Genomic DNA, 18,187 nt, shown 5'->3' on the forward strand with positions numbered 1-18,187 from the left:
GATTGGTTCGGCACGCTTTAGCATCGACTGGGTGAACGGGTTCAAGGGCTTCAAGGGGTTCAAGCTCCAGCGTTTTGCCATCGTCGCCGCAATCACCGCACTCACCCTGGCCGGGTGTTCGGGCGGCGACCGGGAAACCCCGTCGGCCGGCGGGAACGCCGAGCTCGGCGCCACCAACGACATCAATCCGCAGGACGTCGCGAACCTGCGCCAGGGCGGCAACCTTCGCCTTGCCCTGACCGAGTTCCCGTCGAACTTCAACCCTCTGCACCTCGACGGCAACACCGGCGACGTCGGCGCGCTGACCAAGCCCACTTTGCCCCGGGCCTTCGTGATCGCGGCCGACGGGTCGACGGCGGTGAACACCGACTACTTCACCAACGTCGAACTGACGGGCAACAACCCCCAGGTGGTCACCTACACGATCAACCCCAAGGCGGTCTGGACCGACGGCACGCCGATCACCTGGGAGGACATCAAGTCCCAGACCGAGGCCAACAGCGGCAAGGACCCGGCGTTCGTCATCGCCGCGCCGAACGGCTTCGAGCGGGTGGCCTCGGTGACCCGCGGCGTCGACGACCGCCAGGCCGTGATGACTTTCGCCAAGCCCTACGCCGACTGGAAGGGCATGTTCGCCGGCAACGGCCGGCTGCTGCCCAAGAGCATGACCGCGACCCCCGAGGCCTTCAACAAGGCTCAACTCAACGCGCCCGGGCCGTCGGCCGGCCCGTTCATGGTGTCCAACATCGACCGGGGATCGCAGCGGATCACGTTGAGCCGCAACCCGAAATGGTGGGGCACCCCACCGCTGCTGGACACCATCACCTACTTGGTGCTCGATGATGCCGCCCGCATCCCGGCACTGCAGAACAACACCATCGACGCCACCGGCACCACGTCGCTGGACGAACTGACCATCGCCCGCAAGACCGCGGGTATCAGCATCCGGCGGGCGCCGTCGGCCAGCTGGTACCACCTGACGTTCAACGGCGCGCCCGGCTCGATCCTGGCCGACCCGGCCCTGCGTCGCGCCGTCGCCAAGGGCCTCGACCGTCAGGCGCTGGCCAACATCACCCAGCGGGGTCTGACCGACAATCCGGTGCCGCTGAACAACCACATCTTCGTGGCGGGCCAGCAGGGTTATCAGGACAACGCCGCTTCGGTGGCCTTCGACCCCGAGAAAGCCAAGGCCGAACTCGACGCGCTGGGCTGGAAAGTGCCTGAGGGACGGCAGTTCCGGGAGAAGGACGGCAAGGAACTCGTCATCCGCAATGTGTTCTACGACGCCGGCAGCACCCGGCAGGTGGCCCAGATCGCGCAGAACATGCTCGGCCAGATCGGCGTGAACCTGAAGCTCGACACCAAGCCGGGCACCGGGTTCTTCACCAACTACATCATCAAGGGTGATTTCGACATCGCCCAGTTCGCGTTCCTGGGCGACGCCTTCCCGCTGAGTTCACTGACCCAGATCTACGCCCAGGACGGCGCCAGCAACTTCGGCAAGATCGGCAGCCCGGAGATCGACGCCAAGATCGAGCAGACGCTCGAAGAGCTGGACCCGGCCAAGGCGCTGACCCTGGCCAACGAGCTGGACACAATGTTGTTCGAGGAGGTGTTCAGCCTTCCGCTGTTCCAATCCCCCGGCAACGTTGCCGTGCGCAGCAGCCTGGCGAATTTCGGGGCCCCCGGTCTGGCCGACACCGACTACACCAAGGTCGGTTTCCTCAAGTAGTCGCCGGACTCAGCCACTGGGCCCCGGGCAGCACCGCCTCCACAGTGGTGGCCGCCGCGATCGCCGCAACCGTCACCTGGATGACCGGCCGCGCGGGTAGGGCGTCCAGCTCGTCCGCGGTGGCCGAAAGTTGTTCGGTCACACCGTCGCGGACCGCCCGGATCACCGCGAAGGCGGCACGCTCCCGGGTATCGAGCACGCTGTGGGCGACCGTCGGCATCCTCACCAGTACGGCATCGGGCACCAGCGCCGCGATCTGCTCGGCCACCGCCGGCGGCGTGGTCAGGTCCCGGCCCCCGGACACCACGACGGTGGGCCAGTGGAAATGGGGCAACTCGGCCATCAGGTCGAAGGGCTCGGCCTCGAAGGGTTCGTAGAACTTCGCGCTACCGATCATGTCGGCCATCTCCAGCGCCGGGTCCAGCGGCAGGCCGTCGGGCACCCCGGCGTAGTTCAACTCGCGGAAGGCGATCCGCCCGACGAGATCTACCTCGTTGCGGTACGGCGCTTTTCGCGTCGAAAGCCGGCTCAGCCGCGCGAGCCCGGACCACACCAGGGCGCGCCCACGCAGGAGCAGATCGAGTTGGCGGTCCAGCAGCGCGCCGCCGCCGAACCCGTACAGCAAACCGGCCAGCTCTCCCCCTCTGGTGGCCAGAACACCGTCCGCCACCAGGCGGCGGACCTTGGGCGCCAGCTCGGCGGTCTCGGGGTCGGAGCCCTCCCAGAGCAGAGCGCGAATGGCGGTGCGCATGGCCTCGATATCGGCCGTGGACAGCAGGGGTGAATCCAGCACCATCGCGGCGACCCGGTCGGGGTGCCGTACCCCGAAGCCGGCAGCGATGTAGCTGCCGTACGACGTGCCGTAGAGCTCCGCCTCGTGCACACCCGCGTCGTCGAGCACCGCGGCGACGTCGTCGACCACTTGCTCGACGGTGATGGCCGCCGGAGGCAGATCCGCGCCCGCATCCGTGTGCCGCGACATCCCGATACCCCGATGCTCGATCATGATCACGTCGAATCCGGCCGCGGCCGCCCGGCGCCGGAGCGCCCGGTAGGGCTGGATCGACGCGACGCCGGGGCCGCCCGGGATGATCACCACCGGATACGCCGATTTGCGACCAGCCCGCACGTAGAACAGATCGAAATGCTCGTCAGAACCAGGACTGACCGGGCGTCGTACCGCCCGCACCCCCGGTAGCGCGGCCAGCTTGTCGTGCACCCGCCTGCGCTTGGCGTTCATGGTCATTACGCTCCATTGTGCCGCGCAATGCTCAGATCACATAGATGGCGAAGACCGCCCCGAACAGCACCGCCAGCCAGCCGTCGGTGGCGAGCTTGAGCCATCTCGGCGCGGCCCGCACCTCCATGAACTGCCGGATGATCAACCGCGACTTGATCAGCGTCAACGCGAGCACCAGCGCGGTGATCGGCACGCTGGCCGCGAGCGTGTCCGAGTACTGGGCCGGCGCCAGCCACCAGGATCCGATGGTGATGGCCACGAGTACGAGCCAGGTACGGGTCACTGCCCTCTCGGTCATGATCACCTCACCACGTACAGCAAGCCGAAGATGACGACCCACAGCAGGTCGACCATGTGCCAGTAGACCGCACCCGCCTCGACCACCGACGCACGCCGCCGGGAGGGGTTGCGCAACTCGCGCACGATGACGCCCAACACGACGAGCCCGATCAGCACGTGGATCAGATGCACGCCGGTCAGCACGTAGTAGAACGAGTAGAACACCTCCGAATTGGTATGTCCGGCCTGGATTTTGACCAGCCATTCATATCCCTTGCAGGCCATGAACATCAGGCCTCCGACACCGCCGGCGTACGTGAGCCCGATGGCCGTGTCATGACGGCCGGCCCGTGCGGCCAGCACCGCCCTGGCCACCAACCAGGAGCTGGTCAACAGGATCACCGTGTTGACGACGCCGATCGTGACGTCGAGATGCTGTTGGGCTCGCAGGAACTCATCCGGGTGCATCGTCCGGTAGATCATGAAGATGATGAAGTAGCCGCCGAAGATGACCAGGTCTCCGAGCACCATCACCCACATGTGCCCGTCGCCGGGCAGATGCTCGGGAGGAGCCTGTGGCCGTGAATCAGTTTGCGTCACTGGATGTTTCCTCACGTATCGCGGCCTGCCGCAACAGCACGATCAGCGCCGACAACCAGACCGAGAACACCACCACCGCCAACCAGAAGGCGATCGAGCCGTTCCACGCGAACGGCCCGGACTGGAACACGAACATCTGGGTGGCGATCACCTCGGTGATGATCTGCCAGATGGTCACGTAGGCGAACCAGGCCGGGAAGATGTTGTTCTTGTCGTAGAGGACGGCGATCGCCAGCACCAGGTATGCCGCGGTGAAGCAGCCCAATGAGCCGTTGTAGGAGAGCATTCCGAGGTCATAGAGCAGGCTGATCAGTTCCGGGTCACGGTCGGGCCGGAACGCCGCGGTCAGAAAACACACCGACACCAACAGAAACCCCGGCACCGCACCGACACCCATACCGCCGATATAGCCGTAGGCGAACACCGAACCCACCGACATACGTTTCATCTGATAGGCGACCAGTCCGTTGGTCATCGCCGCGCCGCCGAGGAGGATCAGCAGCAGGCAGAAGCCGATCTTGATGGTCAGACCGTGCTCGGTGAAGAACGCCACCTTGTCGGCCGCGGTGACATCGGGCCGCGGTGGCGGTGTCACTCGGGTCAGGATGCAGATGATGACGCCGAATGCCCCGTACCAGAGGGGGAAGAACCACGTCATCAACCGCACATCGGGCCTGCCCGGGGGTGCGTCGGTCAACAACGTCATGCCGCAGTGCCCTCTACTACGCCTTCTTGGATGGCCTGGCTGATCACCGCGCGCCGCAGCACGAAGAACATCACCACGACGAAAACCGCGAACGCGCCGTTGCGCAGCCAGAACGCCAGCACACCGTCCCAGGCCAGCGGTCCGGTGTGGAACACCGCCGCGCCCGCGGCCGGGATCATCGCCACTGCGGTGACCAGCGAATAATGCCCCACCCAGCGCGGGAACACCGGGGCGGCCCCGTTGTCGAAGTACACCGCCACTGCCAGCAGCGCGAACTGCGACACCACCATCCCCACCGGTGCGACGAACACGATCCAGGCCAGGTCGTTGAGCAGCAGGACCAGCTCGGGATTGCGGTCGGGACGAAACGCGGCGACCAGGAAGAAGACGTTGGACAACGCGAAGATGGTGGCACCGCTGATCACCGCGGTGAGGTAGCAGTAGGCGAACACATGACTCTGGGTCTTCATGCGCTTCATCTGGACGACGATCACCATGAAGAACGGCAGGATGAGGATCCCGCACAGATTGAACGTCACCTGGCTGAACCGGATCCACGCGGTGTGATCGGCATAGAACTCGGCCACCTGCTGCGCGCTCCAGGTCGGCGACATCGGCGGCCAGAAGCCGGGGAACGCCAGCAGTGCCACCACCAGCACGGCCCCGACCACCGGCCCCGTCCACAGGCTCACCCACTGGGCCTTGATGTTTCCGGCTTTCGGCAGGTCTTGAACCTGCTCCAGGATCTGCATGCCAACCTCCAAAACTGACTCAAGTCAGATGCGACTTCCTCCGAAACCGTAATGGCAGATGGAATAAAAGGAAAGACCGATACTGAGTACAGTCAGTTTGTTGATGTCGTAGCATCGAGCCGTGCTCACCGGACCGCCCCGCAGCCGCAAGGGCCTGCAGACGCGGGAGCGGTTACTGGGGGCCGCGATCTCGGAGTTCAAACGCGATGGCATGGCCGCAGCCGATACGGCTGCGATCGCGTCGGCCGCCGGTGTCGCCCACGGCACGTTCTTCTTCCACTTCCCCACCAAGGAACACGTCCTGGTGGAACTCGAACAGCGCGAGCAACTGCGTATGGCCACCGAGCTGACGCGGTTCTTCGCGACACCGCACGATGTCGGCGACACCCTGGCCGAATCCGTGCGCGTGCTGGAGAAGCTCGAACGGCGCCTGGGCAACCGCCTGTTCAAAGACTTTCTCGCCCTGCACTTTTCTACCACCCGACCACCATCGGAGGAATGGGCGCATCATCCGGTGATCGTCGCGGTGGTCGAGGAGTTGCAGCGGGCTCAAGCGCGCGGCGAGATCCCGGCCGAGGTCGACGTGATGCACAACGGCGTGTCATTCCTGGTCGGGCTCTACGCGCTGTTGATCACCATCCCGGACGCGGCCGAGGTCCGGGCCCCGGTGATCACCGCGTACCTCAGCACATATCTGTACGGCCTGCGCGTGGTAGCGGCGCGTTAGGTTCGGGCTGATCCAAACACGTGCCCACCGGTAACCGGTACGGATACAACAGTGCCATGACCACCGTCGAGAACGTGACCCGTGTTTTGCCCGGTACGCCGGAATGGGATGACCTGCTGGCCTCGATCGCCGCGGGCGCCAAAGACCGCGACCTCAACGACGAGAATCCGTTCGACCAGGTGGCCGCGCTCAAGCGAGCCGGTTTCGGCACGCTGCGACTTCCCGAGTCCCTCGGCGGCGCGGGATTCACGGTGCCTCAGCTGTTCTCCGCGGTGATCGATGTGGCCGCGGCCGATCCGATCGTCGCCCACATCTTCCGGACCCACTTCTGGTTCACCGAGGAGCGGCTGCGCAACGCCGACGATCCGGTGTCGAAGCACTGGCTGGGCAAGATCGCCGAGGGAAAGATCTTCGGTAATGCCTTCAGCGAGAAGGGTTCCTTGGCCGTGGGCAGCCTGGTGTTCAACACCCGGCTGCTGGCCGATCCGGAGAATGCGGGCGCCTTCCGGCTCACGGGCGAGAAGTATTACAGCACCGGCACCCTGTTCTCCGACTATCTGACGGTGACCGCCACCACTGACCACGACTCGGTGGCCAACGTGCTGGTTCCCACCGATCGTGAAGGCGTCCGGCTGGTCGATGACTGGGACGGGTTCGGCCAGCGCCGCACCGGAACCGGCACCACGACGTTCACCGATGTCGCGGTCGCCGCCGACGAGATCCTCACCGACACCTCGTATGACGCCGAACCGGTGCCGACCGTGCAGTACGCCTCACTGCAGTTGTTCATTCACGCGGTGGTCGCCGGCATCCTGGCCAATGTTGTCGACGACGGGGTGGCGCTCCTGCGCTCCCGCGAGCGCAACTTCAGCCATGCCGTCACCGAACGGCCCACCGACGACCCGCTGCTGCAACGCCAGCTGGGAGTGCTGGCCAGCACGGCGTATGTGGCCCGGGCCGCGGTGCTCGATGCCGCCGCGGCGATCGGTGCGGCCACCGATTCGGCCGTCGACGGTATTCCCGACACCGGCTTGGCCGCGGCAGCTCAGCTCAAGGTTGCCAAGGTCAAGGTGCACCTCGACGACGTCGCCCCCGAGGCCGCCACCCGGCTGCTCGAGCTGGGCGGAGCGAGCGCCGCGTCCCGGCAGCGCAACCTGGACCGGCACTGGCGCAACATCCGCACCATCACCCTGCACAATCCGGTGGCCTACAAGGCACGGGTGATCGGCCAGAACCTGTTGGACGGCACGCCGGTTCCGGCCAACGCCTACTTCTGATCCGCGGTGATGAGCTCGGCTGCCTTCTCGCCGAGCAACACACTGGGCGCGTGGGTGTGGCCGCGGATGAGCGTCGGCATCACGGAGGCGTCGGCGACCCGTAACCCCTCGGTCCCCCGGACTCTCAGTTGCGGGTCGACCACGCTGCTCTCGTCGCTGCCCATGCGACAGGTGCCGACCGGGTGATAGAGCGTGTGCGACAACGAATTCAATGCACGCGTGAATGTTTCATCGTCCAGTGTGGTGGCCTCGAGTGGCCGGGCTATCTGGCCAACGACGTCTTTGAGCGCCGGGGATCGGGCGATCTCCGCGGTCATCCGCAGACCGGCCATCAGCGCCGCCCGGTCGGCTTGGTCGCTCAAGTAGCGCGGATCGATGATCGGTTTGTCCATCGGGTCGGCCGACCGCAGCGTGATGGTGCCCTTGCTGCGGGGTTTGAGGAGGATCGGTCCCATCACGATGGCATGACCGTAGGGGTCGCCGATGCCCTCGTCGAAGAACGGGGCGGGGGCGAAGATCAGTTCCAGGTCCGGAAGTTCCAATTCGGGCCTGCTGCGGACGAATCCGTATGCCTCCCCGACGTTGGAGGTCAGCATGCCTCGCCGCCGGGCCAGATAGTTGATGAGCTCGAGCGGCTTCTCGGCAGCGAACAGGCTGTCGTTCCGCACTTCGAATCCCAGCGGAACCACCAGGTGGTCAAGGAGATTCGCGCCGACACCGGGAGCGTGGTAGGTCACCTCGATACCGTGGCGCGACAACTGGTCACGGTCGCCGATGCCCGACAGCATCAACAGTTGCGGGGAGTTGATCGCGCCCCCGCACAGGATCACCTCGCGGCGGGCGGTCAGCACATCCCGGACACCCGCCTTGTCGAATTCGACCCCGATGGCCCGGTTTCCCGCGAAGACGATGCGGGTGACGGTGGCCTCGGTGAGCAACTTGAGGTTTCGGCGCCGCAGTGCGGGCTTGAGATAGGCATCGGCGGTGCTCCATCGGGCGCCACGGCGCTGGGTCACCCGTGTTTCGCAGAACCCGTCGTGGCCGCACTCCTTCGCCGCGGCCAGCCAGGCCGCCGTGGAGTTGCGCGGACTGCGTTGCGCCTCGATCACCAGCGGCCCGGCCTCGATGCGCTTCAGATACTTTTCCAGGCCGGCGTAGTTCCAGTCGTCGCCGGCCTGGTCACCCCACTCGTCGTAGTCGGCCGGAAAACCCGGCACCCACATCATCGCGTTCATCGACGATGAGCCACCCAGCGTCTTGCCCCGCGGCCAATAGATCCGGCGGCCATCGAGTTCCGGTTGCGGCTCGGTCAGGTAGTCCCAGTCGACCTCGCTGCGGAACAACTTCGAGAACGCCGCGGGGATATGGATGAACTTGTCGCGGTCGGGGGGTCCGGCCTCCAGGGCCAGCACGGACACATCCGGTTGTGCGCTCAGCCGGTTCGCCACGACCGCGCCGGCCGAACCGGTCCCCACCACGATGTAGTCAGCCTCCACGTGGCGGAGTGTATGCCGCGCGAGGGGCTAAATGGCCAATTCGATGTGGTGTGCGCCGCCGACGCTCGCGTAGCGGTCGGGACTACAGGTCAGCACGATGACCTGCCCGTCTCCCCCGACGGCGTCGAACACCGCGCCCATCTTGGTCAGCCGGTCCGGGTCGGTGAAGCCGAGCGCGTCGTCGATGATGACAGGCACGCTGTCCTCCTTGGCCACCATCGAGGCGCCGGCCAGCCGCGCGACGATCGCCAACTGCTCCTTGGCGCCACCCGAGAGCGATTCGTACGGGACCGTCCGCCCGGACAGGGTGCGGGTCCGGATGTTGAGGTCGCTGTCGACGTCGACCTCGAAGTCCTCGCCGAACACGAGCCGGCCCAGCCGCTGCACCTCCAGGCGGAACGGGTCGGCGTAGCGCTGCCGGGTGGCGTCACGGTGGCGCGCCATCACCGACCGCAGCGTCTCGGCCGCGCGGGCGCGACGGTGCACCCGTAGATACTCGGCATGGGCGTGTTCGCGTTCGGTCTCGGCGGCATCCAGTTGTCCCTTGCGTCCCTGGGTGCCGTACACCTTCAGTTGCGCGGCCACCTCCCGCAGCGCCTCGACCGCCGACTCGTGACGGGCGTCCAGCAGGCCGGCGCCGCGGACCGCCTCGTCGAGCGCGGCGTTCACCGAATCAGGTTCGGTGGCAGCCAATTCCGTGCGCAGGGCGGCGGCCCGGCCGGCGGTGGCGGCCGCCTCCTCGTCAGCGGCCTGGGCCTTGACTGCCAGCTCGTCGTCGCCGGTCTGCGCACGCTGCACTTCCAGCCGGCCACCGGCCACGGTCAGCTCGGCCTGCGCGGTGGTGAGCTTGTCGCGCAGCACGCTCAGCCGGGTCGACTTCTCCGACAGCTTCTGGGCCGCCGCGGCGATCACCTTGCGGCTGGTCTCGCAATCGGCCACCGCTTGGCGGTGCGCGCCCACCGCGGCCTCGAGTTCGGTTCGGGCGGCGGCGGTGTCGGTGGGGCCGGCCAGTTCGAACAGACCGGCCTCATCGGGCTGACCGGCACGCAGCTGCGTCAGCCGGGATCGTAGTTCCGTCAGCTGATCCTCGCCGGTGAGAGCATCGACGGTGGCGCTCAGCCGATCTCGGCTGCCGAGGAGTTCACGACGGCGCGTGTCGAGGGCACGAGCGGCCTCCACGCCGTCGACTCCGGCCGCGGCCAGCGCGGCACTCAGCGCGGTCTGCGCCTCGGCGAGGCGGGCCTGAGTCTGCGCGGCGGGGGCACCCGGCACCACACGCACCGTCAGCACCCCGGGCACGTCGATCTCGGTGTCGGCGGTGGTGTTGACCGACCACGGCCGGCCGGCCTCCAAGGCGACGTCGGCATCGTCCACCCGGACAGCGAGGTTGTCCACGGTGACGAGTTCGATGCGCGCCGAGGCGAGTTCGGCCTGCCCCGCGGCACGCTCCACCGCCACCGCGGCCGCCTCGATGGCCCGCATCCCGTCATCGTCGAGGCTCATCTCGGCGAGTTCGCGGTTGACCCGGTCCAGCTCCCGAACCCCGGCATCGATCTTGCTCAGCCGGGTGGCGAGCCGGTCGGCCTCGTCGCGGTCGGTCATCCGCGTCAACGTGGCACGGGCGGCCTCGACCCGGAGCTCGAGCTCGTGCGCCGCGACCCGAGCCGCTTCGGCCGCAGCCTCGGCCGCCTCGTGAACCTCACGCGCCAAGGTGGATTCGCCATCGGCCACGGTCAATGCGGCCTGCAGTTCGGTGATGGTGGCGGCGCGCTCGTCGAGTTCGGCCCGCAGCCGACGGCGTTCGGTGAGCGCAGCAGCCGATGCGGCCTGCGCCACCCGGGCGGCCTCGGCCACCACCTCGGCCTCCTTGAGCCGTTGCATCAGCGCCGCAACCGTCTCGGCAGCCTTGCGGGCCGTGGCCAGGCCGGCCTGGGCCTGTTCGCGCTGACCGGCCAAACCGCTGACCTCGGCGCTGAGTTCGGTGTGCCGGCGCACCGCGTCGTCGACCTCGGCCACCGCGGCGGCACACTGCGCGACTTCGCCCTCGGCGGCGGCGAGCCTCTTGGTGACCGCTGCCCACTCGCCGGTGGGCCGGCCGGTGGCGGTGAAGTAGCGCAGGTATTCGGCGTCGATCCGCTCGATCAACAGCGGCTCGTCCCCGGAGAGCGTGACCGCTTCGCCCGCGGCCACATCCAGCGCCCGGGCCAGTGCATCCGAGCCCGAAAGGTCGACCGGAGCCGTCGAGCCCGCCTGCAACACCCGCTGGGCCTGCCACAGACTGGTGTCGACGGTCTCGGCGAGCATGGCCAGCACCCGCTCGTGCGCTTCGTCGCCACTGAGCTGTTCGCGGACCGGAGCCAGGACCGTCAACTGGGTCTCGGCGCGCTTGTGAAAACGCTTGCGGTACATGAACCGGTAAGGACCGGTGGAGATTTCGGCCACCACCTCGGCGCCGACGTCGGCATGCGTGGGCTTGACCTGCTTGACCTCCTTCTTCCCCGAGCGGTCCTTGGCTTCGAGCAGGAGGTCCAGCGCCTCGATCATCGAGGATTTGCCGATCTCGTTGGCGCCGCTGACCACCACGACACCGTGATCGGGGAATTCGATCTCGCGGTGGGTGATTCCGCGGTAATTGGTCAGGACGAGGCGGTGCAGTTTCATGCCGCACTCCCGCGATCGACCAGGCGCAGCAACAACCCGAGCGCCGCCCGCGCGTCGTCGGCCCCGGCGCCTTCGGTGCGGGCGGTCGCCACCAACTCGTCCACCGCGGCCGCTGCGAAGCCGCCGATACCCAGGTCGTCGAATTCACCGTCGGCCGGCAGTACCGCGATCTCGGTGTGCCGCTCCCACTGGGTCAGCGCCGCGAACAACCGGGCGTACTTGTCCAGGCAGGCGTCCAGCGCGGCCTTGTCGGTCACCGTCAGAGAGCCCGTCAGCGCCAGGCGCACCACGGTGCGTTCCTTGTCCGCCAACAGATCCAGGTTGAGATCCAGGTCGGCGATGTCGCGGTCGGTGTCCACCTCACGACGCAGCGTGACGAACCGCCACCGGCCCACGCGTTCGGAGTCGACCCGAACGGCGCGGTGCGGATCGGTCTCGTCGATCTCGACCAGCAGGACGTGCCCCGGGTCGGACTCGATGTCGTCGTAGTTCGTCACCTCGGGTGAGCCCGAGTACCAGACCCGGCCCGTCGACCCGACCTCGGTGCGGGAGTGCTTGTCCCCCAATGCCACATAGTGAACCGCACCGCGCGCCAGGGCGTCCTCGACGACGGCCAGGCGGATCAGCGACGGCTTGTCCTTGTCCGGATCGAGGATGTCGACACCACCGTGACCGACCACGACGCGAGTCGTCCCGTCGGCGGGCAGCTCGGCCAGCACATCGCCGATCAGATCCGAGGTGGGCGCCTTGGACCGCCACGGCGCAGCCACGATCTGCAGACCGGGCCGCACCTCGTATACCCCCGCGCGATCGAGAACCACGACGTTGTCCGGGCATTCGGCGGTGAACAGCGCGCTGGTGTAGACCGACGCCGCATCGAGCGGATCATGGTTGCCCGGCAGCAGATACACCGGCACGCCGATGGCGCGCATGGCCTCCAGCGACAAGCTGACCTCGCGCGGGGCCAACTGGTTGTGCTCGAAAACGTCACCGGACACCACGACGAACTCCGCACCCGAGGCCGCGGCCACCGCGCCAAGGGCCGCGACTGCCTCCCGGCGCGAAGCCGAATAACGGGGCTGCGCTTCACCGTTCAGGAAGTGACGGGTCATGCCGAGCTGCCAGTCGGCGGTGTGCAGAAAACGCATCGGCCCTGTCCCTTCCATGTCATCCCCGCGGGTTCATCGTGCGAGCAAAGCGAGTGTAAAACCGGGGGCCGACAAGTCCCGGGACCTGCGACGGCATGGCCCGGGTTGGTTGCCTACCCTGTTGAGGATGGCTACTCCGATCAGTCCGGTCAGAACCCTCCTGCTGATGCGCCACGCCAAGTCGGACTACCCCGACGGGGTGGCCGACCACGACCGTCCGCTGGCCGCTCGCGGTATCAGGGAGGCGGCGCTGGCCGGCGACTGGATCCGGGCCAATTTCGCCGCGGTCGACGCGGTGCTGTGCTCGACGGCGACGCGGACCCGTCAGACGCTGGAGCGCACCGCCATCGAAGCGCCGGTGCAGTACGCCGACCGGATCTACGACGCCAGGCCGGGAACCGTGATCGACGAGATCAACGGGGTGTCGTCACGTTTCGGCACCGACCCGTCCACGGTGCTGCTGATCGGCCACGAGCCGGCCATGTCCGCCGTCGCACTCGGATTGTCCGACGGCTCCAACCGCACTGCGGCCGAGAGCATCTCGCTGAAGTTCCCGACCTCGGCGATCGCCGTGCTGCGCACCAGCGGGCCCTGGGACCAGCTCGCGCTGGGCGGCGCGACGCTGGTGCGCTTCCACGTACCCCGTTAGGAGTTCGTGGCCAGCGTCAGTTCCATGAGCTTGGTGGCCATCGGGCAGGCGTCGATGCCCGGCCCCTGTGGGTTGACCCACCAGCCGACCACACCGGCGGCGTCGCTGGCCACGCCGCATGCCCCGTTGAGCCCGTCGGGCCTCATGATGATCGAATCGACACCGGCGATGCGGCGCTGCTCGATCGCGTACTGCAGCTTCTCGGCGGTCTGGCGTTCGTTCTCCAGGCTGCCCTGCTCGTACCAGAACCGGGTGATGTCGACCAGGCCGGCGGGATTGGCCGCCTGCCAGCGGCACACCGCGCCGACGAACGTGCTCTGGATGTCGAGCGGGTCGGCGCCCACCGTCTTGGCCAGGATGTCTTCGGTCAGGACGTCACATTCCTTGAGCAGGTTCGGGTAGGTCTTCTCCGACTTGTTGTTGCTCGGGCCGCCGCTGGAACCTTCCTTGGCCGCGGTGCCCTCCACCGTGCTGGTGCACCCGGTCAGCCCGGCGAGCACCGCCAGTGCGGCCGTGAACCCGGCAACCCCACGTCGCGTCATCATTTGGAATTCACAATCGACTGGCGGGTCAGCTCCTTGGCGACCTCGCACGGATCGGGATAGGGCTTCTGGTCGAAGCTCACGGACCACTCGATGAAATCGTCGTCGAACTGGATGCCGATCTCACACAGGTTCACGTCGCCGGCCTTGAGCGGGTTCTCCCCGATGGCGATGAAGCCGCCGTGGCCCTCGATGTTGATGTCCTCCACGCTGGTCCGCGACAACTCCTCGGTCTTGCGTTCCCGGCCGATCGGGCTGCCCCGGAACCAGGTGAACGAGAAGTGCGGTCCGAGAATGCTGCCGCCCTGCAGCCACTGGCAGCCAGAGGAATTGGTCGCGGTGTTGACCAGCCCCTGCACCTGCGTCAACTCGGTCACCGTCTGGTCGGTCACGCCGCCGCAATGCGGGAAATGCGGGCCGTGCTTGCCCGCCCCACCGGCACTCGGCGACTCGGTCTGCGGAACCTGCGGAGACGCCGGCTCGCCGGACGAGCACCCGGCGAACACCGGAACCATTGCCGCAGCCAATACCGCAAGTGTTCTGGCGTGGGCGAATCGTGGCATGGCAGCCGTGCGGACAGTCACGCCATGCACTGTAGCGGCAACACCTATGCCCTATCCCGACATGCCGACTGACCTGGACTTTCATCGGCGCGGACACGATGACGCCGGGACACCGACGACACCGGGCCGGTGTGCGAGAGTAGCCAGATGCTCTGGGCGCTGCTGCGACAGTACGTGCGGCCGTACCGGCGGCTGCTCGCGGTCGTCGCGACACTCCAGGTGATCAGCACCCTGGCCTCGCTGTACCTGCCGACGGTCAACGCGGCCATCATCGACGACGGCGTGGCCAAGGGCGACACCCGGCGCATCGTCGAACTCGGCGGCGTGATGCTGGGCGTGACGGCATTGCAGGTGGTGTGCGCGATCGGGGCGGTGTTCTTCGGGTCACGGGCGGCCATGAGTTTCGGCCGCGATCTGCGTTCGGCGATCTTTCATCACGTCACCACGTTCTCGGCCGAGGAGACCGCCCGGTTCGGCGCGCCGTCGCTGCTGACCCGCACCACCAACGACGTCGGTCAGATCCAGCAGCTGCTACAGATGACCGCCACCATCCTGATCACCGCGCCCATCATGTCGATCGGCGGGATCCTGATGGCGCTGCATCAGGATGCCGGACTGTCCTGGCTGCTGCTGGTCAGCGTCCCGGTGCTGGCGCTGGCCAATTACTGGATCATCACCCGCCTGATGCCGATCTTCCGTCGCATGCAGCGGCTGATCGACGGGATCAACCGGGTGATGCGCGATCAGCTGTCGGGCATCCGGGTGATCCGGGCCTTCGCCCGCGAACCCGTCGAAGGGAGCCGGTTCGCCGAGGCCAACCAGTCCCTGTCGGCCACCGCACTGGAAGCCGGGCAGTGGCAGGCGCTGATGCTGCCGGCCACCACCCTGGTGATCAACGTCTCCAGCGTCGCACTGATCTGGTTCGGCGGCCTGCGCATCGATGCCGGGCACATGCAGGTGGGCTCGCTGATCGCGTTCCTGGCCTACTTCATGCAGATTCTGATGGCCGTGCTGATGGCGACGGTCCTGGCGGTGATGCTCCCGCGGGCCTCGGTGTGCGCCGAGCGCGTCACCGGCGTGCTTGCCACCCGCCCCCAGATCACCAGCCCCGCCGAGCCGGTCCGACCGGTGTCCATCGCCGGCGAGATCGTGTTCGAAGCGGCGTCATTCAGCTACCCCGGCGCCGACCGCCCGGTACTGCAGCAGGTTTCGTTCACCGCCGCCCAGGGGACCACCACCGCGGTCGTGGGGTCCACCGGTTCGGGCAAGTCCACCCTGCTGGCCATGATCTGCCGGTTCTACGACGTCACCTCCGGTGCGGTCCGCATGGACGGCGTCGATGTCCGCGAACTCGACCTCGAACAACTGTGGGCGGTGATCGGCCTGGTCCCCCAGCGCGGCTACCTGTTCTCCGGGACCGTCGCCGAGAACCTGCGCTACGGCGCCGCACCCGGACAGGACCTCACCGAAGAACAGATGTGGGACGCCCTGCGGATCGCCGCGGCCGACGATTTCGTCCGGGCCCACCCCGACGGATTGGACCGCCCGGTGGCCCAGGGCGGCATCAATTTCTCGGGCGGACAGCGACAACGGCTCGCGATCGCCCGCGCGGTGATCCGCAGACCCGCCGTCTACCTGTTCGACGATGCGTTCTCGGCGCTCGACGTGCACACCGATGCCCGGGTGCGCGCGGCCCTGCGTGAGGTGTCGGCCGAGGCCACCGTGGTGATCGTGTCGCAACGCATCTCCACGGTGATCGAGGCCGACCAGGTGGTCGTGGTCGAGGACGGCCGCATCGTCGGTGTCGGCACCCACGAGTCGCTGCTCGCCGACTGTCCCACGTACGCCGAGTTCGCCGCCTCGCAGGCCATCACCGCCGGAGACCCGCGATGACCGGGCCCGTGCTGCGCCGCAGCGGAACCCCGGCCGCGCCGGTCGAGCGCACCCGGGACTTCCGAGGATCGGCCGTGCGGCTGCTCAGACGCCTGATGCCGCAACGGGGGCTGGCGATCTCGGTGGTGCTGCTCGGTGTGGCCGGGATCGCGCTCGGGGTGATCGGCCCTCGGATCCTCGGGCACGCCACCGACCTGCTGTTCAACGGCGTGATCGGTCGCGAGCTGCCCGCCGGCCTGAGCAAGGAGCAGGCCGTCGAGGCGGCCCGGGCCCGCGGCGACACCGCGTTCGCCGACCTGCTCTCCGGCATGAACGTGGTCCCCGGCCAGGGCGTGGACTTCGCCGCGGTGGCCCGCACCCTGGCCCTGGCGCTCGGGCTGTATCTGCTTGCCGCGGTGCTGGTTTGGCTGCAGGCCCGGCTGCTCAACGTCACCGTGCAGCGCACCATGGTGGCACTGCGCGCCGAAGTTGAGGACAAGTTGCACCGACTTCCGCTGTCCTACTTCGATTCCCGTCAGCGCGGTGAGGTGCTCAGCCGGGTCACCAACGATGTCGACAACATCCAGGGCTCGGTGTCGATGACCATCAGCCAGCTGCTGACCTCGGTGCTGACGGTCTTCGCGGTGCTGGTGATGATGCTGACCATCTCGCCGCTGCTGGCGCTGCTGACCGTGGTCACCGTGCCGCTGTCCCTGTGGGTGATCCGCTGGATCACCCGCCGCTCCCAGCCGTTGTTCGTCGCGCAGTGGCGCAACACCGGCCGTTTGGCAGCCCACATCGAGGAGACCTACAGCGGTTTCACGATCGTCAAGACCTTCGGCCACCGCGAGGCCGCGCAGCGGCGCTTCGACGAACTCAACGACGAGGTCTACCGGTCCAGCATCGGGGCGCAGTTCTTCTCCGGCCTGGTCGGCCCGTCGACGATGTTCATCGGCAATCTCAGTTACGTGGCGGTCGCGGTGGTGGGCGGCCTGCAGGTGGCCACCGGGCAGATCACGCTGGGCAGCATCCAGGCGTTCATCCAGTACGTGCGGCAGTTCAACCAGCCGCTGGGCCAGGTGGCCGGGATGTACAACACGCTGCAGTCCGGAATCGCCAGCGCCGAACGGGTTTTCGACCTGCTCGATGCCGACGAACAATCCCCCGACCCGGATCCCCCGCTTCAGATCCGCTCTGGCCGGGTCGAATTCGAGCGGGTGAACTTCAGCTACCTCCCGGACACCCCGGTGATCGAGGACCTGTCGCTGGTGGCCGAGGCGGGCAGCACCGTGGCCATCGTCGGGCCCACCGGAGCGGGCAAGACGACGTGCGTGAACCTGCTGATGCGGTTCTATGACGTCGACTCCGGCCGCATCCTGATCGACGGCGTGGACATCTCTACGGTGAGCCGGCAGTCGCTGCGGTCCTCGATCGGCATGGTGCTGCAGGACACCTGGCTGTTCGGCGGCACCATCTACGACAACATCGCCTACGGCCGGCCGGATGCCGCTGAGGAGGAGGTGCTCGAGGCAGCCAGAGCGGCGTACGTGGACCGGTTCGTGCACACCCTGCCCGACGGATATGCCACCCGCGTCGACGACGACGGCGGTGCCATCAGCGCCGGCGAGAAGCAGCTGATCACGATCGCGCGGGCGGTGCTGGCGCGGCCGCGGGTGCTGGTGCTCGACGAGGCGACCAGCGCGGTGGACACCCGAACCGAACTGATGATCCAGCATGCGATGGCCGAACTCCGCCGGGACCGCACGAGTTTCATCATCGCCCACCGGCTTTCGACGATCCGCGATGCCGACCTGATCCTGGTGATGGATGCCGGCCGGATCATCGAACGCGGTACCCACGAGGAGCTCGTGTCACGCCACGGACGGTACTGGGAAATGACCCAGGTTTAGCACCCGAATCCCATTACAAATTGTAGTGTCAGT

At 67.4% G+C, this 18,187-nt stretch carries 16 protein-coding genes; 6 read left to right on the top strand and 10 right to left on the bottom strand.

What is annotated here, in order from left to right:
* The first annotated feature begins 31 nt into the window (after nt 1-31).
* Nucleotides 32-1,732: an oligopeptide ABC transporter substrate-binding protein OppA gene (locus BN2156_RS24780; protein ID WP_090517680.1), complete on the top strand. Its 1,701-nt coding sequence runs from the start codon at nt 32-34 to the stop codon at nt 1,730-1,732.
* Here the strand turns inward: BN2156_RS24780 and BN2156_RS24785 are convergent.
* From BN2156_RS24785 to BN2156_RS24805, 5 genes are read right to left on the bottom strand one after another with little or no spacing between them, the layout of a single operon-like run.
* Complete coding sequence (locus tag BN2156_RS24785; RefSeq protein ID WP_090517681.1) at nt 1,725-2,978, bottom strand: alpha/beta fold hydrolase; 1,254 nt, start codon at nt 2,976-2,978, stop codon at nt 1,725-1,727. The genes BN2156_RS24780 and BN2156_RS24785 overlap by 8 nt on opposite strands.
* A 25-nt stretch (nt 2,979-3,003) precedes the next feature.
* On the bottom strand, nt 3,004-3,270 hold the full coding sequence (locus BN2156_RS24790) for a cytochrome C oxidase subunit IV family protein (RefSeq protein WP_090518524.1): 267 nt from the start codon (nt 3,268-3,270) through the stop codon (nt 3,004-3,006).
* A gap of 2 nt (nt 3,271-3,272) precedes the next feature.
* Nucleotides 3,273-3,791: a cytochrome c oxidase subunit 3 gene (locus tag BN2156_RS24795; protein WP_235625545.1), complete on the bottom strand. Its 519-nt coding sequence runs from the start codon at nt 3,789-3,791 to the stop codon at nt 3,273-3,275.
* Nucleotides 3,792-3,837: 46 nt separating this feature from the next.
* Nucleotides 3,838-4,557, bottom strand: a complete 720-nt coding sequence (locus BN2156_RS24800) for a hypothetical protein (protein ID WP_090517683.1) — start codon at nt 4,555-4,557, stop codon at nt 3,838-3,840.
* Complete coding sequence (locus BN2156_RS24805; protein WP_090517684.1) at nt 4,554-5,309, bottom strand: hypothetical protein; 756 nt, start codon at nt 5,307-5,309, stop codon at nt 4,554-4,556. The genes BN2156_RS24800 and BN2156_RS24805 overlap by 4 nt, the downstream gene beginning before the upstream one ends.
* A 121-nt stretch (nt 5,310-5,430) precedes the next feature.
* Here BN2156_RS24805 and BN2156_RS24810 point away from each other — a divergent pair, with 121 nt between their 5' ends.
* The gene (locus BN2156_RS24810) at nt 5,431-6,036 is read left to right on the top strand and encodes a TetR family transcriptional regulator (RefSeq protein WP_090517685.1); all 606 of its coding nucleotides are present in this window, start codon (nt 5,431-5,433) and stop codon (nt 6,034-6,036) included.
* Between the two features lie 56 nt (nt 6,037-6,092).
* Nucleotides 6,093-7,313, top strand: a complete 1,221-nt coding sequence (locus tag BN2156_RS24815) for an acyl-CoA dehydrogenase family protein (protein WP_090518525.1) — start codon at nt 6,093-6,095, stop codon at nt 7,311-7,313.
* On the opposite strand, the gene BN2156_RS24820 is transcribed toward BN2156_RS24815, so the two are convergent.
* From BN2156_RS24820 to BN2156_RS24830, 3 genes are read right to left on the bottom strand one after another with little or no spacing between them, the layout of a single operon-like run.
* Nucleotides 7,304-8,809 carry a GMC family oxidoreductase gene (locus BN2156_RS24820; RefSeq protein ID WP_090517686.1) on the bottom strand — a complete coding sequence of 502 codons (1,506 nt, stop codon included), beginning with the start codon at nt 8,807-8,809 and terminating at the stop codon, nt 7,304-7,306. The two genes, BN2156_RS24815 and BN2156_RS24820, sit on opposite strands and share 10 nt — an antisense overlap.
* A 27-nt stretch (nt 8,810-8,836) precedes the next feature.
* The gene (locus BN2156_RS24825) at nt 8,837-11,470 is read right to left on the bottom strand and encodes an AAA family ATPase (RefSeq protein ID WP_090517687.1); all 2,634 of its coding nucleotides are present in this window, start codon (nt 11,468-11,470) and stop codon (nt 8,837-8,839) included.
* Nucleotides 11,467-12,618 (bottom strand): metallophosphoesterase family protein, encoded by a 1,152-nt coding sequence (locus BN2156_RS24830; protein ID WP_090517688.1) that lies wholly within the window; start codon nt 12,616-12,618, stop codon nt 11,467-11,469. The genes BN2156_RS24825 and BN2156_RS24830 overlap by 4 nt, the downstream gene beginning before the upstream one ends.
* Nucleotides 12,619-12,745: 127 nt before the next feature.
* On the opposite strand from BN2156_RS24830, the gene BN2156_RS24835 reads away from it, so the two are divergent.
* Complete coding sequence (locus BN2156_RS24835; RefSeq protein ID WP_235625495.1) at nt 12,746-13,267, top strand: SixA phosphatase family protein; 522 nt, start codon at nt 12,746-12,748, stop codon at nt 13,265-13,267.
* Here BN2156_RS24835 and BN2156_RS24840 read toward each other — a convergent pair.
* Nucleotides 13,264-13,809 (bottom strand): DUF3558 domain-containing protein, encoded by a 546-nt coding sequence (locus BN2156_RS24840; protein WP_090517690.1) that lies wholly within the window; start codon nt 13,807-13,809, stop codon nt 13,264-13,266. The genes BN2156_RS24835 and BN2156_RS24840 overlap by 4 nt on opposite strands.
* Nucleotides 13,809-14,372, bottom strand: coding sequence for a DUF3558 domain-containing protein (locus tag BN2156_RS24845; protein ID WP_090517691.1), 564 nt, complete (start codon nt 14,370-14,372; stop codon nt 13,809-13,811). Before BN2156_RS24845 ends, BN2156_RS24840 begins: the two co-directional genes overlap by 1 nt.
* 147 nt (nt 14,373-14,519) lie before the next feature.
* On the opposite strand from BN2156_RS24845, the gene BN2156_RS24850 reads away from it, so the two are divergent.
* Both BN2156_RS24850 and BN2156_RS24855 read left to right on the top strand, forming a co-directional pair.
* Complete coding sequence (locus tag BN2156_RS24850) at nt 14,520-16,265, top strand: ABC transporter ATP-binding protein (RefSeq protein ID WP_090517692.1); 1,746 nt, start codon at nt 14,520-14,522, stop codon at nt 16,263-16,265.
* Nucleotides 16,262-18,154 (top strand): ABC transporter ATP-binding protein, encoded by a 1,893-nt coding sequence (locus BN2156_RS24855; protein ID WP_162490956.1) that lies wholly within the window; start codon nt 16,262-16,264, stop codon nt 18,152-18,154. Before BN2156_RS24850 ends, BN2156_RS24855 begins: the two co-directional genes overlap by 4 nt.
* Nucleotides 18,155-18,187 lie beyond the last annotated feature (33 nt).

It is taken from the genome of Mycolicibacterium neworleansense (assembly GCF_001245615.1).
GTDB classification, from domain to species: domain Bacteria; phylum Actinomycetota; class Actinomycetes; order Mycobacteriales; family Mycobacteriaceae; genus Mycobacterium; species Mycobacterium neworleansense.

Excerpts from the sequence above, each read along its gene's own strand:
- BN2156_RS24785 (WP_090517681.1), bottom strand. The coding sequence starts at position 2,978 with ATGACCATGAACGCCAAGCGCAGGCGGGTGCACGACAAGCTGGCCGCG.
- BN2156_RS24855 (WP_162490956.1), top strand. The coding sequence starts at position 16,262 with ATGACCGGGCCCGTGCTGCGCCGCAGCGGAACCCCGGCCGCGCCGGTC.
- BN2156_RS24835 (WP_235625495.1), top strand. The coding sequence starts at position 12,746 with ATGGCTACTCCGATCAGTCCGGTCAGAACCCTCCTGCTGATGCGCCAC.
- BN2156_RS24795 (WP_235625545.1), bottom strand. The coding sequence starts at position 3,791 with ATGTGGGTGATGGTGCTCGGAGACCTGGTCATCTTCGGCGGCTACTTC.
- BN2156_RS24805 (WP_090517684.1), bottom strand. The coding sequence starts at position 5,309 with ATGCAGATCCTGGAGCAGGTTCAAGACCTGCCGAAAGCCGGAAACATC.
- BN2156_RS24790 (WP_090518524.1), bottom strand. The coding sequence starts at position 3,270 with ATGACCGAGAGGGCAGTGACCCGTACCTGGCTCGTACTCGTGGCCATC.
- BN2156_RS24825 (WP_090517687.1), bottom strand. The coding sequence starts at position 11,470 with ATGAAACTGCACCGCCTCGTCCTGACCAATTACCGCGGAATCACCCAC.
- BN2156_RS24850 (WP_090517692.1), top strand. The coding sequence starts at position 14,520 with ATGCTCTGGGCGCTGCTGCGACAGTACGTGCGGCCGTACCGGCGGCTG.
- BN2156_RS24830 (WP_090517688.1), bottom strand. The coding sequence starts at position 12,618 with ATGCGTTTTCTGCACACCGCCGACTGGCAGCTCGGCATGACCCGTCAC.
- BN2156_RS24815 (WP_090518525.1), top strand. The coding sequence starts at position 6,093 with ATGACCACCGTCGAGAACGTGACCCGTGTTTTGCCCGGTACGCCGGAA.
- BN2156_RS24840 (WP_090517690.1), bottom strand. The coding sequence starts at position 13,809 with ATGACGCGACGTGGGGTTGCCGGGTTCACGGCCGCACTGGCGGTGCTC.
- BN2156_RS24800 (WP_090517683.1), bottom strand. The coding sequence starts at position 4,557 with ATGACGTTGTTGACCGACGCACCCCCGGGCAGGCCCGATGTGCGGTTG.
- BN2156_RS24845 (WP_090517691.1), bottom strand. The coding sequence starts at position 14,372 with ATGCCACGATTCGCCCACGCCAGAACACTTGCGGTATTGGCTGCGGCA.